20 protein-coding genes are annotated in these 18,260 nt (G+C 58.8%); 13 read left to right on the top strand and 7 right to left on the bottom strand.

What is annotated here, in order from left to right; translation table 11 throughout:
- The first annotated feature begins 2 nt into the window (after positions 1-2).
- The gene (gene ubiB / locus ED661_RS12905; RefSeq protein ID WP_122074337.1) at positions 3-1,529 is read left to right on the top strand and encodes a 2-polyprenylphenol 6-hydroxylase; all 1,527 of its coding nucleotides are present in this window, start codon (positions 3-5) and stop codon (positions 1,527-1,529) included.
- Between the two features lie 211 nt (positions 1,530-1,740).
- Here the strand turns inward: ubiB and ED661_RS12910 are convergent, their stop codons facing one another.
- A complete protein-coding gene (locus tag ED661_RS12910) occupies positions 1,741-2,916 on the bottom strand; it encodes an acetyl-CoA C-acyltransferase family protein (protein WP_122074338.1) in 1,176 nt (391 codons plus the stop codon).
- 121 nt (positions 2,917-3,037) lie between these two features.
- On the opposite strand from ED661_RS12910, the gene ED661_RS12915 reads away from it, so the two are divergent.
- The 4 genes from ED661_RS12915 to tdh all read left to right on the top strand — a co-directional run bounded on the left by ED661_RS12915 (position 3,038) and on the right by tdh (position 6,582).
- A complete protein-coding gene (locus ED661_RS12915; protein WP_122074339.1) occupies positions 3,038-3,604 on the top strand; it encodes a helix-turn-helix domain-containing protein in 567 nt (188 codons plus the stop codon).
- Between the two features lie 11 nt (positions 3,605-3,615).
- Entirely contained in the window at positions 3,616-4,032 is a 417-nt protein-coding gene (locus tag ED661_RS12920; protein WP_122074340.1) for a hypothetical protein, read from the top strand.
- A gap of 322 nt (positions 4,033-4,354) precedes the next feature.
- Positions 4,355-5,542 (top strand): glycine C-acetyltransferase, encoded by a 1,188-nt coding sequence (locus ED661_RS12925; RefSeq protein WP_122074341.1) that lies wholly within the window; start codon positions 4,355-4,357, stop codon positions 5,540-5,542.
- Positions 5,539-6,582 carry an L-threonine 3-dehydrogenase gene (gene tdh / locus ED661_RS12930; RefSeq protein WP_122074342.1) on the top strand — a complete coding sequence of 348 codons (1,044 nt, stop codon included), beginning with the start codon at positions 5,539-5,541 and terminating at the stop codon, positions 6,580-6,582. Before ED661_RS12925 ends, tdh begins: the two co-directional genes overlap by 4 nt.
- A gap of 206 nt (positions 6,583-6,788) precedes the next feature.
- On the opposite strand, the gene ED661_RS12935 is transcribed toward tdh, so the two are convergent.
- The 4 genes from ED661_RS12935 to ED661_RS12950 all read right to left on the bottom strand — a co-directional run bounded on the left by ED661_RS12935 (position 6,789) and on the right by ED661_RS12950 (position 11,248).
- Positions 6,789-7,520, bottom strand: a complete 732-nt coding sequence (locus ED661_RS12935; protein ID WP_122074646.1) for a metallophosphoesterase family protein — start codon at positions 7,518-7,520, stop codon at positions 6,789-6,791.
- 134 nt (positions 7,521-7,654) lie between these two features.
- On the bottom strand, positions 7,655-8,248 hold the full coding sequence (locus ED661_RS12940; RefSeq protein WP_122074343.1) for an ATP-dependent Clp protease proteolytic subunit: 594 nt from the start codon (positions 8,246-8,248) through the stop codon (positions 7,655-7,657).
- A 133-nt stretch (positions 8,249-8,381) separates the two neighbouring features.
- The gene (gene serA, locus ED661_RS12945) at positions 8,382-9,977 is read right to left on the bottom strand and encodes a phosphoglycerate dehydrogenase (RefSeq protein WP_122074647.1); all 1,596 of its coding nucleotides are present in this window, start codon (positions 9,975-9,977) and stop codon (positions 8,382-8,384) included.
- Between the two features lie 125 nt (positions 9,978-10,102).
- Positions 10,103-11,248 (bottom strand): phosphoserine transaminase, encoded by a 1,146-nt coding sequence (locus ED661_RS12950; RefSeq protein WP_122074344.1) that lies wholly within the window; start codon positions 11,246-11,248, stop codon positions 10,103-10,105.
- 404 nt (positions 11,249-11,652) lie between these two features.
- Here ED661_RS12950 and serB point away from each other — a divergent pair, with 404 nt between their 5' ends.
- Complete coding sequence (gene serB / locus ED661_RS12955) at positions 11,653-12,528, top strand: phosphoserine phosphatase SerB (RefSeq protein ID WP_122074345.1); 876 nt, start codon at positions 11,653-11,655, stop codon at positions 12,526-12,528.
- A 6-nt stretch (positions 12,529-12,534) separates the two neighbouring features.
- Positions 12,535-13,293 carry a TSUP family transporter gene (locus tag ED661_RS12960; protein ID WP_122074346.1) on the top strand — a complete coding sequence of 253 codons (759 nt, stop codon included), beginning with the start codon at positions 12,535-12,537 and terminating at the stop codon, positions 13,291-13,293.
- Positions 13,294-13,337: 44 nt separating this feature from the next.
- On the opposite strand, the gene ED661_RS12965 is transcribed toward ED661_RS12960, so the two are convergent.
- Positions 13,338-13,667, bottom strand: coding sequence for a DoxX family protein (locus ED661_RS12965; protein WP_122074347.1), 330 nt, complete (start codon positions 13,665-13,667; stop codon positions 13,338-13,340).
- Between the two features lie 329 nt (positions 13,668-13,996).
- Between ED661_RS12965 and ED661_RS12970 the strand changes: the two genes are divergently transcribed.
- Genes ED661_RS12970 through ED661_RS12980 form a run of 3 tightly spaced genes read left to right on the top strand, consistent with a single transcriptional unit; the run spans position 13,997 to position 15,127 of the window.
- Entirely contained in the window at positions 13,997-14,329 is a 333-nt protein-coding gene (locus ED661_RS12970) for a helix-turn-helix transcriptional regulator (protein ID WP_122074348.1), read from the top strand.
- A complete protein-coding gene (locus ED661_RS12975; RefSeq protein WP_254054836.1) occupies positions 14,330-14,770 on the top strand; it encodes an SRPBCC domain-containing protein in 441 nt (146 codons plus the stop codon).
- Between the two features lie 42 nt (positions 14,771-14,812).
- Positions 14,813-15,127 carry a hypothetical protein gene (locus tag ED661_RS12980; RefSeq protein ID WP_122074349.1) on the top strand — a complete coding sequence of 105 codons (315 nt, stop codon included), beginning with the start codon at positions 14,813-14,815 and terminating at the stop codon, positions 15,125-15,127.
- An 82-nt stretch (positions 15,128-15,209) separates the two neighbouring features.
- Here ED661_RS12980 and ED661_RS12985 read toward each other — a convergent pair whose 3' ends face one another.
- Positions 15,210-16,208 carry an asparaginase gene (locus ED661_RS12985; protein ID WP_122074350.1) on the bottom strand — a complete coding sequence of 333 codons (999 nt, stop codon included), beginning with the start codon at positions 16,206-16,208 and terminating at the stop codon, positions 15,210-15,212.
- Positions 16,209-16,379: 171 nt separating this feature from the next.
- Between ED661_RS12985 and ED661_RS12990 the strand changes: the two genes are divergently transcribed.
- The 3 genes from ED661_RS12990 to ED661_RS13000 all read left to right on the top strand — a co-directional run bounded on the left by ED661_RS12990 (position 16,380) and on the right by ED661_RS13000 (position 18,115).
- Entirely contained in the window at positions 16,380-16,913 is a 534-nt protein-coding gene (locus ED661_RS12990; protein WP_122074351.1) for an invasion associated locus B family protein, read from the top strand.
- Between the two features lie 208 nt (positions 16,914-17,121).
- The gene (locus tag ED661_RS12995) at positions 17,122-17,289 is read left to right on the top strand and encodes a hypothetical protein (protein WP_162930131.1); all 168 of its coding nucleotides are present in this window, start codon (positions 17,122-17,124) and stop codon (positions 17,287-17,289) included.
- Between the two features lie 268 nt (positions 17,290-17,557).
- Complete coding sequence (locus ED661_RS13000; protein ID WP_122074353.1) at positions 17,558-18,115, top strand: carboxymuconolactone decarboxylase family protein; 558 nt, start codon at positions 17,558-17,560, stop codon at positions 18,113-18,115.
- The last annotated feature ends 145 nt before the right edge of the window (positions 18,116-18,260 follow it).

The raw sequence follows: 18,260 nt of genomic DNA on the forward strand, positions 1-18,260 counted from the left end.
CCATGCGTGGTCCCCACAATATCATCCGCCTGATCCGCACTGGCGCCACCATGGTGCGCACCGGCGCCATGAATGTAGTGCTGGATGCCTTTGACGCACCGGCACCGCTGCGCATCCTCGCCTATACCCTGGGTTGGCCCTTTCAGTGGCTGGGCTACAAGGGCGACCCCCAAATGCCCCCGGCCACCCGCGCGCTAACAGCGCTGGGCCCGGCCTATATCAAGTTTGGCCAGGTGCTCTCGACCCGCCCCGATGTGGTCGGCGAGGACATGGCGCAGCAGTTGCGGGTGTTGCAGGATCAGCTGCCGCCCTTCTCCCGTGCCGAGGCCATGGCTGAGGTCGAGCGCGAACTCGGTCGTCCGGTCAACGAGATATTCTCGGAATTCAGCGATCCCATCGCCGCCGCCTCCATCGCCCAGGTGCATCGCGCCAGGCTGGTAGAGACCGGCGAGGACGTCGCGGTCAAGGTGCTGCGCCCCGGTATCGAACGCGCCTTTAACAAGGATGTGGACGCCTTCTATTTTGCCGCCCGCATTGTCGATCTCTTTGCCCCCGGCGCGCGGCGCCTACGCCCGATGGATGTGATCGAGCATTTCGACGGGGTGGTCCAGGGCGAGCTGGACCTGCGCCTGGAAAGCGCTGCTGCCTCGGAGTTTGCCGCCAATACCACGGGTGATACCGGCTTTCAGCTGCCACAGATCCGCTGGGAGCTCTCGGCCCGCCGGGTGATGACCATGGGCTGGGCTGATGGCACCGCCATTGGCGACAATGCAGCGCTGGACGCCGCAGGCCATGATCGCCGCATTCTGGGCGAGCGGGTCTTGTCACTCTTCCTCAATCACGCCCTGCGCGATGGCTATTTCCACGCCGATATGCATCAGGGCAATATGAAGGTCGCCGCCAATGGCGATATCATTGCCTATGACTTTGGCATCATGGGCCATATCGATGAATACACCCGCCGGGTCTATGCCGAGATACTCTTTGGCTTTATCAAACGCGACTACAAACGCGTGGCCGAGGTGCATTTTGAGGCAGGCTATGTCCCAGCCGACCAGGATGTCGATGAATTCGCCCGCGCCATCCGTGCTGTGGGCGAGCCGATCTTTGGCATGGATGCCAGCCATATCTCCATGGGCAACCTGCTCAACTACCTTTTCGAGGTGACCGAACGTTTTGGCATGGAGACCCGCACCGAGCTGATCCTGTTGCAGCGCACCATGGTGGTGGTCGAAGGCGTGGCCCGCTCGCTGGATCCGCGGATCAACATTTGGGAAGTCGCCCATCCGGTGGTCGAGGACTATATCAAAAAGAGCATCGGCCCGCGCGCCGTGGTCTCGGATCTGATGAAAACCGCCAAGGTTCTGGCCCGCTTTGGCCCGCGCCTGCCAGCGCTGATGGAACAGGCGCTAATCGCACAGTCGCAGCCCCCTTCAAGTAATAAGACACCACCGACACGCCGACGCGCCGCCCTCTTGGGCGCTGTTGCCGGAGCCCTGGCAACACTCCTGCTGATCCAGATCTTCTGACAGGCACAAAAGGGGGCCGTCGAACACCGGCCCGCTGCATCAGCTTTCCATAAATATTCTGGGGTGAATGGCCCAGAGGGGCAAAGGGCCAGAGGGGCAAAGGGCCAGAGGGGCAAAGGGCCAGAGGGGCAAAGCCCCTCTTTCATTTAGTCCTGCGGGGCAATGCCCCTCTTTTATCCAAAACTGTGGGGCAAAGCCCCGCCCCCAGTCTTCAGAGGCGCTCAATCGCCAGGGCAATGCCCTGACCGCCGCCGATGCACATGGTGATCAACCCGCGTTTGCCACCGATGCGCTCCAGCTCATAAAGCGCCTTCAACGTGATGATCGCACCGGTCGCCCCCACCGGATGACCCAGCGCGATGGCACCACCATTGGGGTTCACCTTGGCCGGATCCAGCCCCAACTCCTTGTTCACCGCCAGCGCCTGCGAGGCAAAGGCCTCGTTGCTTTCAATGACATCAAAGTCGCTCGCCTTCAGCCCGGTCTTGGCCAGGAGGTTCTGCACCGCTGGCACCGGGCCAATGCCCATGACCTCGGGCCGGACACCCGCATGAGCATAGCCCAACACCCGCGCCTTGGGTGTGTGTCCCGCCTTTTCTGCCGCCTCCGCCCGCGCCATGACCAGGGCCGCCGCGCCATCATTGATGCCGCTGGCATTGCCCGCAGTCACGCGGCCGTCTTTCTTGAACACAGCCCGCAGACCACCCAGCGCCTCCATCGAAGTGCCTTTGGGGTGCTCATCCATTTCAAACGGCACCATGTCGCGTTTTACCTTGACCTCAACCGGGGTGATCTGGCTTTTGAAATAGCCCGCCTCGATCGCTGCCGCCGCGCGGGTCTGGCTGGCCAGGGCAAACTCATCCATCTCTTCGCGGGTGATCTCATGCTCATCCGCCACGTTTTCTGCTGTCACCCCCATATGGCCGGTACCAAAGGGGCAGTTCAGCGCCCCCAGCATCATATCAAGCGATTTGACATCGCCCATCTTCGCGCCCCAGCGCTGCTGCTGCATGATAAAGGGGCTGCGCGACATATTTTCGGCGCCACCGGTCAGGGCAAACTCTGCATCCCCCAGCATAAGCGACTGAATGCCCGAGACCAACGCCTGGGCCCCGGAGCCACAAAGCCGGTTCACATTCATTGCGGGCGTTCCATTGGGCACCCCCGCCTGCATCGCCGCCACGCGGGACAGATACATATCGCGCGGCTCGGTATTGATCACATGACCAAAGACCACATGGCCGATCTGTTCCGGGTCAACACCAGAACGCTCCATCGCCGCCTTTGAGGCAACGGTTGCCAGATCGATAGGGGTGGTATTGGCCAGCGCGCCACCAAAGGTGCCGATTGCGGTGCGCGCACCGTCCAAAATGACGATATCAGTCATGATCTCTCTCCTCATGAGTCAGTTGCCGCTATTATGCAGCTGCAGCATCTCGCTGTCTGCCCCCGCTCCCATGAGACGTCCCGTCATTGACAAATTGTCCCACAGCCCGCAGGACTCCGCTATGACGGAAAATACAGACGATATCCTGACACTGCTCCCCGCCCGCCTGAAAGAGGCGCGCCGCGCCCAGGGCCTTAGCCTTGAGGCAGTGGCCAATCTCTCGGGCGTCAGCCGCTCGATGGTGAGCCAGATCGAACGCGGCGAAAGCTCCCCCACCATTGCCACCCTGTGGAACCTCACCCGCGCGCTGCAGGTGGATTTTGCCGGCCTGCTGGAAGCTGGCGACCTGCAGGACCGGATCGAGGTATTGCGGGCGGTGGATGTGCCCAAGATCGAAAACATCGGTGAAGGCTGCCGCATCCGCATCCTGTCGCCCCCAGAGGAGGCCGGTGGGCACGAGGTCTATGACATCCGCTTTGACCCCGGTGGCGCGCTGAGTAGCCAGCCCCATACCCGTGGCGCTATGGAACAGCTGACCGTGCTGGAAGGCGAGATTGAGGTGACCTCCGGCAGTGCCAAGGATCACCTGCAGGCTGGTGACACTGCCCGCTATGCCGCCGATGTGGGCCATGCGATCACCGCGCCGGGTGGCGCGGCACGGGTGTTTTTGATTGTGAAGAATGCTTAGATATCGATCCCATGTATCCCCCTGATGAAGATCTCGCTGCCTTTTTAGAACTCCTAGAGCATTTGGAGTCCTCTTCTCCGCCGCATCGAAACGACGTCCTGCGAAAAAGACAGGCACGCCCAGATTACGCGGCAATGTCTGAAAACGAACTGGCTGATTTTTTCAAGTTGAAGCAACTAGCCCATACCGGAACAATTTTTGCGGACTTCCAGCAAAGGTTGGGTGAGAATTTCCCAGAAAAGACAAAAAACAACTTGGGCGAAAACGTCACCTATGTTCGCGGGCTCCTTCACGATCAGATCAAATATGGTACTAGGCCTGCCCCAGATTACGCTTCACGTATCGGGGTGCTACTGCGAAAGGCAAAGTTGAAAGATCTGAGTATGCGGTTTGAACTCGCGTACAGAAAGCATGTGGTAGATAGCTAGAATTCTCCGCTAGCCAAATTTGGTACACAAGCTGAGTGCCCATTAGAGCGGGTTGCGCGCTGTTCGAAACCTTCTCCATTTCCCACTTTCACCCACCACTAGTGCCGCCCCACCTAGGCTGCGTTTTTCCTTTTCAGTTCCAAGGCCGGAATCCTGCCATGGTCTGGGCTGAAAGCCCGGACCGCGCCCACCCAGGGTCAGGCGCTCCCTTCCAGGATGCAATTCCATCTTCACGGATTTTTTTCCGAGATAGTGAAATCTCCTATTTGGGAATCTCATCCGTTATGATAGATGCGATTCCACGGATAAGGAGTTTCCCGCCATGAGCACTGCATTTCTGAACGACATCTCTGAGACGCTCACCCAGATTGAGGCCGATGGCCTCTACAAGCGGGAACGAATGATCACCTCCCCACAAGGGGGCGAGATCACGGTGGGGGACGAGCAGGTCATCAACCTTTGCGCCAACAACTACCTAGGGCTAGCGGATCACCCCGACCTGATCAAAGCGGCGCGCGGCGTCATGGATGACAAGGGCTTTGGCATGGCCTCGGTCCGCTTTATCTGTGGCACCCAGGATATCCACCGGGAGTTGGAACAGCGCCTTGCCAAGTTTCTGGGCAAAGATGATGCGATCCTGTTTGCCGCCTGTTTTGACGCCAATGGCGGGCTGTTCGAGCCGCTGCTAGGTCCCGAGGATGCGATCATTTCAGATAGCCTTAACCATGCGTCCATTATTGACGGGGTGCGCCTGTGCAAGGCCAAACGCTATCGCTACCTCAACAGCGACATGAACGACCTCGAAGCCTGGCTGAAACAGGCCCGCGCCGATGGTGCGCGCCATATCATGATCGCCACCGACGGGGTGTTCTCGATGGATGGCTATCTGGCGAAACTGCCGGAAATTCGCGCCCTGGCGGATAAATATGACGCCGTGGTCATGGTGGATGACTGCCATGCTACTGGCTTTATGGGGCCAAACGGTGCTGGCACGCCGGATCACTTTGGGGTGGATGTGGATATCCTCACCGGGACTTTGGGCAAAGCACTTGGGGGGGCCATCGGCGGTTACATTGCCGGGCCGCAGCCAGTGATCGACCTGCTGCGGCAGCGGGCGCGGCCCTATCTGTTCTCCAATTCGCTGCCGCCCTCCATCGTTGCTGCGGGCCTTGAGGCCATCCGCCTTGTCGAAGAAGGCGCCGATCTGCGGGCAAAACTGTTTGAAAACACCAGGTTCTGGCGCGCGGGCCTGACGGAGCTGGGTTTTGACCTCTTGCCGGGTGAGCACCCCATCGTGCCGGTGATGCTGGGCGAGGCACAGCTTGCCCAGGACATGGCGGCAGCCCTGTTTGACGAAGGCGTCTATGTTTCAGGCTTCTTCTTCCCGGTGGTGCCACGCGGGCAGGCCCGCATTCGCACTCAGATGAACGCCGCCCTCACACGGGACGAGCTGTCCCGCGCCCTAACCGCCTTTGGAAAAGTGGGTGAAGACCTGGGGATCCTCAAATGACCCGTGCAAACACCATGAAGGCGCTGGAAAAATCACACCCCACTGAAGGCCTGTGGATGGTGCAGGCGCCCGTGCCGGAGATTGGCCCGGATGAGGTGCTGATCAAGATAAACAAAACCGGCATCTGCGGCACCGATGTGCATATCTGGAACTGGGACGCCTGGGCCGAGAAAACCGTGCCTGTGCCGATGATCACCGGGCATGAGTTCGCGGGTGAGATTGTCGAACTGGGGCGCAACGTGACGGATCTGACCATTGGCCAGCGCTGCTCGGGCGAGGGACATCTGATCGGCCATCACTCCCGCCAAAGCCGTGCCGGGAAGTTTCATCTGGATCCAGAAACCCGCGGCATTGGCGTCAATGAACAGGGGGCTTTTGCGCAGTATCTGGCATTGCCCGCCTTTAATGTGGTGCCGCTGCCGGATGATATCCCGGATGACATCGGCGCCATTCTCGACCCATTGGGCAATGCAGTGCATACCGCGCTCAGCTTTGATCTGGTGGGCGAGGATGTATTGATTACCGGCGCTGGCCCCATCGGCATCATGGCCGCCGCCGTCGCCCGCCACGCCGGGGCCCGCCATGTGGCCATCACCGATATCAACCCCGGACGGCTGGAACTGGCGGCACAGGTCGCCAATGTGCGCCCTGTCAATGTCGCCAAAGAAGATCTGAATGATGTGATTGCTGAACTTGGCATGACCCAGGGTTTTGACGTGGGGCTGGAAATGTCGGGCAACCAGCGCGCTCTCGATCAAATGGTTGAGGCCCTGGTCATGGGCGGCCGCATTGCATTGCTGGGCATCCCGCCGGGGAAATCCCCGGTCGACTGGAGCCGCATCGTGTTCAAGGCGCTGACGCTCAAAGGTGTCTATGGGCGTGAGATCTTTGAAACCTGGTACAAGATGATCGCCATGTTGCAAAACGGCCTGGATGTAAGCGCGGTTATCACCCATCGGTTTGAGGTTGATGACTTTGCCAAGGGGTTCGCCGCGATGAAATCAGGCAATAGCGGCAAGGTGGTTTTGAACTGGAGCTAGGCGCCTTGCAGAGGCAGGGGCTGATTTGATCCCTAAATCAAACAATGATCGGCGACATACTCAAAGGCAAAGTAATCATACCCCACAATCACTCGTAACCAGGTCGCCGATCACTCAGTCAGAGTAGCGGAAATTCCTTTATCAAATATGTGCAAACTGCGCACAATCTGGAATTTCCACGCACCTTCAATGGGTTTACTGTCGGTTCATGCCGGCAAAAGCGGCACACGCCCCTCTTTCGACAGGACCCAGCACTGGCGGCCTTCAAACACTGCTGCGGTCAGGGGGCGGCCAAAACCGGCGCCAGAATCTAGGTTGATCCGGTTGCCGCGGTGTTCCGGCGCGGGGATTTGCGTATGCCCATGCACCACCATCCAGGGGTGTTCTGTCTGATCCTTTAGGAACTCCTGACGGATCCAGATCTTGTCATCCTGGTTTTGATCTTCCAGAGCGACACCGGGACGAATGCCGGCATGTACAAACAGCAATTCTCCCTCCTGGTGATAATCCGGCAGCCTTTCCAGGAAGAGGCGGTGATGCGCGGGCACCGCCTGTTGCGCCTCGGCGTGCAGCTCATAGATGCGAATGCCATCGGGCACCTCAACACCATAAGATTGCAGCGTCTCCACCCCGCCGATGCGATCATGCAGCCAGTGATAGCCCACCAATAGGCGCGCGTCATTGCGCGGGTAGTCCTCCATGAACATCGAAAACATCCGGTCGTGATTGCCTAAGAGACAGACCCAATTGCGCCCCTCATCCCGGCCTTTCGACAACAGCTCGATCACCCCGCGCGAGTCAGGCCCGCGGTCGGTGTAATCGCCCAGGAAAACCACCCGCGCCTCCGGCCCGCCATCCGCCTTGATCCGTTCCAGCGCCTCCTCCAGCATTTCAAGCTGGCCGTGAATATCTCCAATTGCGTAGATCGGTTGGGTCATCAATTTGGCTCCAGGTTTGCGTGTCTCATTTGTGGTCAAAAACAGCCCAATTAGAAAGAGCCCTTTGCAGAAGCAAAGAACCCTTTTTTCGGTTTGGTAAGCGCGGCGAACGTCTTGTGATGCCTAGAAGTGGATCAAACCAATTCTTCTGCGTTGCGAATGATTTTACCCGCCAACCCGTAGTTAATAGCCTCTTGTGCCGTCAGCCAAAAATCACGCGCGGTGTCTGCTTCAATTTTTTCCGGAGTCTGGCCCGTGGCCTCAGCAAATAGCAGATCAAAGCGCTGGCGCATGATTTTGATCTGTTCCGCCTGTATCAACATGTCGCTGGCCTGCCCGCCAATCCCTCCAGAAGGTTGATGCAACAAAAACCGGGTGTTGGGCAGGCAATAGCGGTTTTCCTGTTTGGCACCAACGTAGATCAAAGCCCCGGCACTGGCGACCCAACCGGTGCCAATTGTGCGAACTTTTGGCCGAATGAAACCGATGACGTCATGTACCATGTCGCCGCTTTCCACATGGCCGCCTGGCGAGGAAATAAACACATTGATCGGATCATCGCTCTCTTCGGCCAGGGCCAACAGATGTGCCACCGTTCGTTGCGCCAGCTTATCGTTGATTTCACCTGCAACAATCACCGTGCGGCTTTGAAAAAACAACGCGTCGACTTTGCCCGTTCCGAGACGGGCCTCATGCTTTTCTGTGTCGTCCAACATTTTGGGAACCATAATTTCCTCCTCTTCTGCTTGAAGCTATCCGCAGCTAAAAGCATAGCAGCAGAAACATCGCGCAATCACAAGGGGCGCAAAAAAGAGGACCACCCTAGAGTGATCCTCCTCAAAAGCGAACAGTACTGTTTGATCAGACCACGTCGAACTGCAGTGGTTTGATCTGGTTGAACATGTCGGTCTCGGCCAGTTTGGCGCGGGCATCTGCAGGCACTGGCTCGTCCACATAGAGCAGCGCGATGGCTTCGCCGCCAGCACCGGCACGGCCCAGGGTAAAATTGGCGATGTTGACGCCGTGCTCACCCATCGTCTGGCCCAACGCACCAATGATGCCGGGAACATCGTTGTTGGTGGTGTAGAGCATATGCGCACCGACCTCGGCATCGATATTGATGCCCTTAATCTGGATGAACCGGGGTTTGCCATCTGAGAACACCGTGCCAGCAACCGAACGCTCGCGCTTTTCGGTCACGGCGGTGACCTTGATATAGCCATCAAAGGCACCGGATTTGTCCTGGTTGGTGGTGGAGATCTGGATGCCACGTTCCTTGGCCACCACAGGGGCGGAGACCATGTTCACATCCGGGTTCACCTTTTTCATGATGCCGGCCACAACCGCGCAGTTCAGTGCGTCCAGGTTCATCTCGGCGGCAACACCATCATATAGGATGTTGATCGCCTTGATCGGCTCATCGGTCATCTGACCGACAAATGCGCCGAGGTGCTCTGCCAGCTTGATCCAGGGGCCCATGACCTTGGCTTCTTCGGCAGTGACGCTTGGCATGTTCAACGCGTTTTCAACAGCGCCGGTCAGCAGGTAGTTGGACATCTGCTCCGCCACTTGTAGGGCGACGTTTTCCTGCGCCTCGGTTGTGGCCGCGCCCAGGTGAGGCGTGCAGACCACGTTGGGCAGGTTGAACAGGGCGTTTTCCTTGGCGGGCTCCTCAGAGAACACGTCAAAGGCAGCGCCAGCGACATGGCCCGATTGCAGGGCTTCGGCCAGAGCTTCTTCGTCCACCAGGCCACCACGGGCACAGTTGATGATACGCACGCCTTTTTTGGTTTTGGCCAGGTTTTCACGGCTCAGGATATTGGCGGTGGCATCGGTGAAGGGCACGTGCAGGGTGATGAAATCAGCGCGGGCCAGCAGATCGTCCAGTTCGACCTTTTCAACGCCCATCTTGGCAGCGCGTTCTTCACCGAGGAAGGGGTCATAGGCCACGACCTTCATCTTCAGCCCACGGGCACGGTCACAGACGATGCCACCAATATTGCCGGCGCCAATGACGCCCAGCGTTTTATTGGTCAGCTCGGTGCCCATGAACTTGGACTTTTCCCACTTACCCGCATGGGTCGAGGCAGAGGCCTCGGGGATCTGACGCGCCACGGCAAACATCATCGCGATGGCATGTTCGGCGGTGGTGATCATATTGCCGAAGGGCGTGTTCATCACGATCACCCCTTTTTTCGACGCGGCCTCTTTGTCGATATTGTCGGTGCCGATGCCGGCGCGGGCGATCACTTTGAGGTTGGTCGCATTGGCGAGGATCTTTTCCGTCACCTTGGTCGCCGAGCGGATGGCGAGGCCGTCATATTCGCCGATCACTTCGGCCAGCTTGTCTTTGTCCTTGCCCAGATCGGGCTGGAAGTCGACCTCGATGCCGCGATCGCGGAAGATCTGCACGGCGGCTTCGGAGAGTTTGTCGGAGATGAGTACCTTGGGAGCCATTTTGAGCATCCTTTTAAGCGGGGGCCGGAAACGCGATAGGGCAGCGACCGACCGAGGGTGGGGGCGAAGCGCCCGCCCGTGGGGGCGGTTGGGCGCTGCCCGACCTATCGGTCGGGCAAAAACGTTTAGCCTTGAGCGGCGATTTCGGCCTCAAAGGCCCAGGCAAGCCAGGGCAGCATGGCCTCGATGTCGGCGGTCTCGACCGTGCCACCGCACCAGATCCGCAGACCGGCAGGCGCGTCGCGATAGGCGCCGATGTCCAGCGCGATGTTTTCCGCTTCCAGACGTTTGGCCACAGCCTTGGCAAAGGCAGCACCATCCTGAATGCGGGTATCGGTGAACTTCAGACAGACCGAAGTGTTGGAGCGCGTCGCGTCGTCCTCGGCTAGGTTGGCGATCCAAGGATTGGCGGTGCAGAAATCAAACACAGCCTGAGCATTGGCGTCAGCACGGGCGATCAGACCCTCAAGGCCACCAACCGAGCGGGCCCAGTCCAGCGCAAACAGATAATCCTCAACCGCCAGCATCGAGGGCGTGTTGATGGTGGCACCGGTAAAGATACCCTCGATCAGCTTGCCGCCTTTGGTCATGCGGAAGATCTTGGGCAGCGGCCAGGCCGGGGTGTAGCTTTCGAGCCGCTCCACCGCGCGGGGGGAGAGCACGATCACACCATGGGCTGCTTCGCCGCCCAGAACTTTTTGCCAGCTGAACGTGGTCACATCCAGTTTGTCCCAGGGCAGATCCATCGCAAAGGCTGCAGAGGTGGCATCGCAGATGGTCAGGCCGGTGCGGTCATCCGCGATCCAGTCCGCATTGGGAACCCGGACGCCGGCTGTGGTGCCATTCCAAGTAAAAACCACATCATTGTTGCAATCAACCGAGGCCAGATCGACGATCTGACCGTAATCAGCAGTTTTCACCTCGGCGTCGATTTTCAGCTGTTTCACCACATCGGTGACCCAGCCCGCGCCAAAGCTTTCCCAGGCCAGCATCTCGACCTTACGCTGCCCCAGCAGCGACCACAGAGCCATTTCAACCGCGCCGGTGTCAGACGCAGGAACGATGCCGATACGATAGTCAGCGGGGATGCCCAGAACTTCGCGGGTGCCTTCGATGGCATCCTTCAGCTTGGCCTTGCCAACAGCCGCGCGGTGGCTGCGACCCAGGGGGGCGTCGGCCAGTTTGAACAATTCAAATGTAGGGGGTTTGGCACAGGGGCCAGAGGAAAAACGCGGGTTGGCCGGCCGCGTAGCCGGTTGCTGAGTAGCCATAGATGCTATCCTTACAGATATCTGCCCTTCGTTGGGGAAGGGTGTCCCGCCGCTAGAGCTAGGGGGGGATGATCCGGGGCGCAACCACCTAAATCACCAACAAGCGCCGCTTTGATAGATTTTTACGACACCCAATGACGCCTTTCGGAAACTTCCTTACCAAGGCCTCAACACTCAACGCCCCAGACCTGCGCAAGTTTCCCCCTGTACCCAACCAAGGCCTGCATCCTTCTGTCGACATCTGCATTGCCATGTCCGACGAACCGCTATCAGCCTCCAGGCAGTCCCCAGGGATTAGCGGCGACCTCTGGACGCAGAACAGTCATGAGGCCTCTCTGAGGGCTGGCTCCTTGTGGCCTCTGCCGCTATGAGGGCGCGACCCACGCGACAGATGGAACTGCCAAATGTATATCGTCACGCTGCTTTGCAACCCTGCCAAACCTTGTCTCGACCCCGCCCTGGTCGACTCGCTGCGCAATGCCTGGGGTGGCGGCGAGGCAACCTGGCTTGCGCCTGATATTGCAGCGGAATTCCCGCTTGATACCCAGCCGGAAAACCAGTGGCAGGTCTGGGAAGACCTTCAGGATCTCGGCGTTGATCTGGTTCTGCAACCTGTCAGCAACCGGCGCAAAAAGATGCTGTTGGCCGATATGGATTCGACCATGATCGAGCAGGAATGCATCGACGAGCTGGCCGAAGAGGCCGGGGTTGGTCCCCGGGTAAAAGAAATTACCGCCCGCGCCATGAATGGTGAATTGGATTTTGACGGCGCCCTGACAGAGCGGGTCAGCCTGCTAAAAGACCTGCCCGAAAGCGTCATCTCGCAGGTTCTCGACACTCGCATCTCGCTGATGCCTGGCGGGCCGGCCCTGCTGGCTACCATGAAGGCCGATGGCGCCTATGCCGCTCTGGTCTCCGGTGGTTTCACCGCCTTCACCGCCCGCATTGCCGATCAGCTGGGCTTTGACGAGAATCGCGCCAATACGTTGCTGGTCGAGGATGGCAAACTGACCGGCAAGCCCGGCCTGCCGATCCTGGGCCGTGAAGCCAAGGTGCAGGCACTGGAGCAAATCACCGCGCGCCTAGGGATTAGTGAGGCAGATGTGATGGCGGTCGGCGATGGCGCCAATGATCTCGGCATGTTGCTGCGGGCCGGATCCGGCGTGGCACTACATGCCAAGCCCTCCGTCGCGGCGCAGTGCCAGATCCGCATCAACCACGGTGACCTGACCGCGCTGCTGTATATTCAGGGCTACGCCCGCGACGATTTCAAAGGATAGCCCCAGATGCTTGAAGTAGGGATCGAGACCCTGCTGCTCTTGATGGCGGCAGGCTTTGTTGCTGGGTTCATCGACGCCGTTGCTGGCGGCGGTGGATTAATCACTGTGCCTGTGCTTTTGCTGGCCGGGGCCAATCCGGTGACGGCTCTGGCCACCAATAAGATCCAAGGCCTGTTTGGCGCTGCAACAGCGGCCCGCGCCTATGCCAAAGGCGGCCATGTGAACCTGCGCGAACAGGCTGGTTCAGCCTTCATTGCCTTTGTTGCATCTATTTTTGGCGCGCTGTTGATCACCGTCCTGCCCACGGGCTGGATCCGGCTGATTCTGCCAGTACTGCTCATCGGTATTGCCCTGTTCTTTGCCTTCAAGAAGGGGCTTGGCGATCAGGACCGCGCCCGCCGCCTTAGCCCCGCTCTCTTTGCTATGACCATGGTGCCACTCTGCGGTGCCTATGATGGGCTTCTGGGGCCAGGGGCTGGCAGTTTCTACATGCTCGCATTTGTTTCACTCGCGGGCTACGGCATTCTCAAGGCGACAGCCCATACCAAACTGCTGAATCTGGCCTCCAATGCCGGGGCGCTCTGTGCCTTTGCCCTGGTGGCGACGCCCTGGTGGATCACCGGGCTTTGCATGGGGGTAGCGCAGATTGCCGGCGCGCAGACCGGGGCGACCCTGGCCCAGACCAAAGGGGCCGTTTTGATCAAACCCCTGCTGGTGCTGACCTCCCTCGCGCTGGCCTCCAAACTGATCTGGGACTTGTTGTAAAGGGATCCGGCAGACCCGGCCCCCTTGCCGGAGACAACTGCGCATCAGCTTGGCAATGCAGCCTGCCAGAGAACAATGACAAGCAATGCAAAAATGACCGCCGGACCAATCGACTGCAGGGTTTCGTGATGGTGCAACAGAGTCAAATGTACAGCCGACATAACCCCCATGCCCAGTAGCGCGCCCCAGCCAATGCTCGCCGGAAAGAGCAGGAGAAGCGCCACTGCCAGTTCCAGCACCGCAGTCACATAGCGAAACCAGCTGGGGTAGCCCCAACGCGCGTATTCCTCGCGAATCTTTTGCGGGCCATAGCCATTGGTGAAGGTGCCAATCAGGAAGAAAACGCTTAGAAACCAGATCAGAGCTTGGATCATGTCGTGTACTCATCTTTCGAAGTGTTCGAGGATGCGTACAAGAAGCCCGTCTCGGGACCACAAGCGCGCGCCCCCGAAAAGTTAAGGGCACGCCGTGGTCTTGCAGAACCAACCTGATGATTGGCGCAGGAATCACCACCCTGCTACTCTGTTTTTGGCTGGTTGCGACCTAAGTATTCCTGAGAGGAGCGTCAAGATAGAATGCTCAGTCGGAAGGGTGTTACAGAAATTATATATTCGCTTCAATATGATGCATGCCCGATCGCCGGGTTATCGGGCGTAAATATTTAACCTTTTCTTTAATTAACTTTTTGGTTAACATGAGATTCATGACACCTCTTCTAAAAACCTTTTCGGCATTGGCAGATGAAACCCGCATGACCATTGTGGAACAGCTGATGCAACACGGGGAACTCCCTGCCGGGGAGCTGGTGCGCGGGGCCAGCATCACCGCGCCTGCAATTTCCCGCCATCTCAAGGTGCTGCGCGAGGCCGGGCTGATTACCCAGCGCGCCGAGGGCACCAAAAGGCTCTATTCCGCACGTCCCGAAAGCCTGCAGCTGATCGCGGACTGGACCCAATCGCGCCGCGCCTTCTGGGACAGCAGTCTGGATCGGCTGGAGGCGGCGCTTCTGGACGAAACCAATACCGGAGGATTTTGAATGAATGACGCCTTGAGTGAGGTGCAGCTCGACCGCAGTTTTCCGGTCAGTCCCGAAAGACTGTTTGCCTGGGTCACCCAGGCGGACAAGCTGATGCAGTGGTGGGGACCAGAGGGCATCGACGTCTTTGATCACGCCCTGGATTTGACCCGCCCCGGCGCCTATTTCGCCAAGATGCGGGGCGCCGAGGGACAACAGTATCATATCTCCGGGCAGGTTACCCATGTCACCCCGCCCCGCTCCGTGGGCTTCACCTGGGCCTGGCACGACGAAACCGGCCAGCGCGGCGCCGAAAGCCATGTCATCTTTACCGTTGAGGCCGAAGGCCAGGGTGCCCGACTGCGCATCACGCACCGCGACCTGCCCAGTCCCGAAATGGCCGAAAGCCATGCCAAAGGCTGGACCTCTACGCTCAATAAACTTGCCACCCGGATTTCCTGAACCAGATTTTCTACGACCCCTCCGCAACCGAAAGGACAGACTATGCCTCAGTTCATTTTTGCCTATCACGGTGGAAAAGCCCCCGAAACGCCCGAGGAAGGCGCCGCTGAAATGGAGGCCTGGAAGACATGGATGGGTTCCATGGGGACCGCTCTGGTGGTTCCGGGAAACCCGGTTGGGCTCTCAAAAACGGTCAGCGCCTCGGGAATTGCCGACAACGGCGGCGCCAACCCGCTCTCCGGCTATTCCGTGGTCGAGGCCCTAGATCAGGAGGCGGCCTGCGCCATGGCCAAGGGCTGCCCGATGGTCATCAGCGGCAATGGCTCTGTTGAAGTGGCCGAGATGGTCTCGATGTAATTGTCTAAACAGGTCTAAACACAAACGCCCGCTTCAAACTCGAAACGGGCGTTTTTCTTTCATCCGATCAAAGCAATTGAGATCAGAATATCATCTCAGCACTTGGCCGCAACGCGCCGCAATCAACGCCACGCCGGTTCAGCAAAGGCGCATTGATGTATTTCCGGGTTTCGGGATGATCCGCATCCAGCACCCCCAGCCCCACCAGGATCGAGGCAATGACACATTCGCTGGCGCGGGTAGCGCCATCGACAATCTTGACCGCTACGCCCAGCTTCTTTTCGGGAATGATGGCAATAAACACCGCTTCGGCTCCGGTTTTCACCGCGACCTTGCCGCCCATGGCCCGCATCAGATTGGTACAGGCGCGTGTTTCACCCGCCACCAGCTCAGGATGGGTCGCCATGGCAGAGGCCAGCTGCGCCGCCGCATCCGAGGCCCGGTCTGATCGATCCGCCGCCGAGGCAAACCAGGACATCGCCCGTGCAAGCCCATGTACTGTGGTGGCAAAATTGGGCGCCGAGCAGCCATCAATACCATAGGTGGGGCTCTCCATGCCCGTCGCCTCCTCAAAGGCGGTGAGGCAGGCCTGCTGCACCGGATGGTCGATCTCGATATAGTCCGGCCCTGCCCCCAGATGCTGGTTCAGGGTCAGAAACCCGGCGTGTTTGCCGGAACAGTTGTTATGCACCTGACAGGGGCTGTTGTCGGTCTTGATCAGCGCGTTGCGGGCAGGAATATCATCCGGCTCCTGCGGGCCACAGCGGAAATCATCATCCCCCAGCCCCAGTTGCGCCAACCAGCTGTTGACCCGGTCGGTATGGATATGGGCGCCATTATGCGAGGCACAGGAGAGCGCCAGCTGCTCTGAGGAGAGGCCATATTTTGCCGCCGCACCGGAGGTGATCAACGGCAGGGCCTGGATCATCTTGGCAGAGCTGCGCGGATAGATCACCGCGTCAGGATCGCCCCAGCTGCGCACAATCTGACCACTGTCATCGCAGATCACCGCATGACCCAGATGCAGGCTCTCCAGCAGGGAACCACGCCAAATTTCCGCCATTGGTACCGGTTTTGTCATTGTTTCAGCCTCTTTTCTTGGCGATTTCCTGCCAAACGCACTTTCGCCCGTAGCGCTTGTTACGTTAGTGTGCTTGTGTATGGCAAGCGAGAGCATCTGGTACAGACGGCGGATTTAACGCCGCTCGCTCTCGGAGTAATTGAGGTAGAGACAGTCTTGGAGTCGGGACAAATGGCATCGAAACTCGCCCGTATGATCGCGGGCCTGTGTCTGGCCGCTATGGCCACAACTGCAACCGCGCAGCAAACCACCACCGACAATCGCGTCGGCGCCAATGTGGATTGGAGCGTCTTTCAGGGTGACAGCCCAAAAGAATGCTGGGGCGTTTCTGCCCCCAAGGAAAGCGTTAACACCCGCGATGGTCGGGTGGTCGCGGTGCGCCGCAGCGAAATCCAGTTGTTTGTCTTTTATCGCCCCGACAATGGCGGCAAGGGTCAGGTAACCTTTACCGGCGGCTATCCCTTTGCCCCTGGATCAACCGTCAACATGACCATCGGCGAGACCGAATTTGAACTTTTCACCGAGGGCGAATGGGCCTGGCCTGCCACGGCTGCGGATGATGCCAAAATCATCACCGCCATGAAGCGCGGCGCCGGGGCTGTGCTGACGGCACGCTCTGCACGGGGCACCCAGACCAAAGACTCTTTCTCCTTGCTTGGCTTTACCGCAGCCATTGAGGACGCGGAAAAGCGCTGCGGCAGCTGATCTGCGCTCAAATCTGAGAGTTTGAACCCGGTCTTTTGGCCGGGTTTTTATTTGCTCAGACTGTGCCCCTCCCAAAGCCAAACCGTGAAACCGCCCACTCTTGTCCTCGCTGGTTTACCTAAGGTCTGCTTGGCTGCTTGACCCAGATCAATGCAGGTCATCTGGGTTGAAAAATACCCTAGGTTGAATGCAACAGGAGATTCATCTTATGCCCAAGTCTGCTCTGTCCTTGTTCTTGACCCTTGCCACGCTGGGGCTGACGGCCTGCGACAAAACCCATGAAACCTATCCGATTTCGGGGCAGCAATGTGGGCCAGAAGATCCTGTGAAGACGCTGGATGCTGCCGATTGCAACCTCCCGCTTCCCCCCATCTGACCCGGCGCTCACATGGCCTTCTAACGCCCGCTTTATCTTTTGCCACCACAGGACCCCGATCCCGCCCTGTGGCCCAATATGTCTGCGCCAGGACAGATCGAACGATCATTATACGCGCATTTGATCACTCCATCACACGCTATGATCACGCAAAACCACAAGCGTGAGAACTCGGTTCTGTAGTGCACAGCTCCCTGTGGACCCCTGCCGGTTATCCCGCGCAGACGGTGTCTTAACTAGGGGGCACACAAGCAAAAGGACCGCTTTTATGACCACCGCCACCCTGCACACCCTGGAAACCGCACCGGAAGCCGCAAAGCCCCTGCTGGAAGACTCCATCAAGACCTATGGCATGATTCCAAACCTCTACGCTGTCATGGCCGAAAGCCCCTCCCTGCTGGAAGGCTACTTTCAGCTTCACCGTCTCGCCGACGCCTCCGGTTTTACACCGGAAGAACGCACAGTCATCTGGCTGACAATCAATGTCGCCAACCAGTGCCACTACTGCGTCCCGGCCCACACCATGATTGCACAGGGGGAAAAAATCGACGCAGCCATCGTTGAGGCCCTGCGCAACGAGACCCCGCTGCCCAGTGATCGCCTGGAAGCGCTTCGCAGCTTTGCGTTGACTGTTCGGGAAACACATGGCCACCCGGACGAAGCCGCAACAGCCCGCTTTCTCAAAGCCGGGTATGACAACAAGGCGATGATGGATCTCCTGGTGGTCTATGCCCAGAAAATCCTGTCGAATTTTACCAACTCCCTGTTTGACACCCCGCTTGATGCGCCTTTCCAGAGTTTTGCCTGGGAACCTGCTGCAAAATAAACCGCATCAGCTGACAGGCACTCTGCGCGGGCCATGGGCCATCCCCCTGTGGCCCGCGTCACGGATCCTTGACGACAGGACAACCCGGCAATGCAGCCCCGTGCAGAGGTTTTCTTTTGATCTTTGCGCAATCTCCTATATGTAG

Source organism: Pseudophaeobacter sp. EL27 (assembly GCF_900313025.1).
GTDB lineage: Bacteria > Pseudomonadota > Alphaproteobacteria > Rhodobacterales > Rhodobacteraceae > Pseudophaeobacter.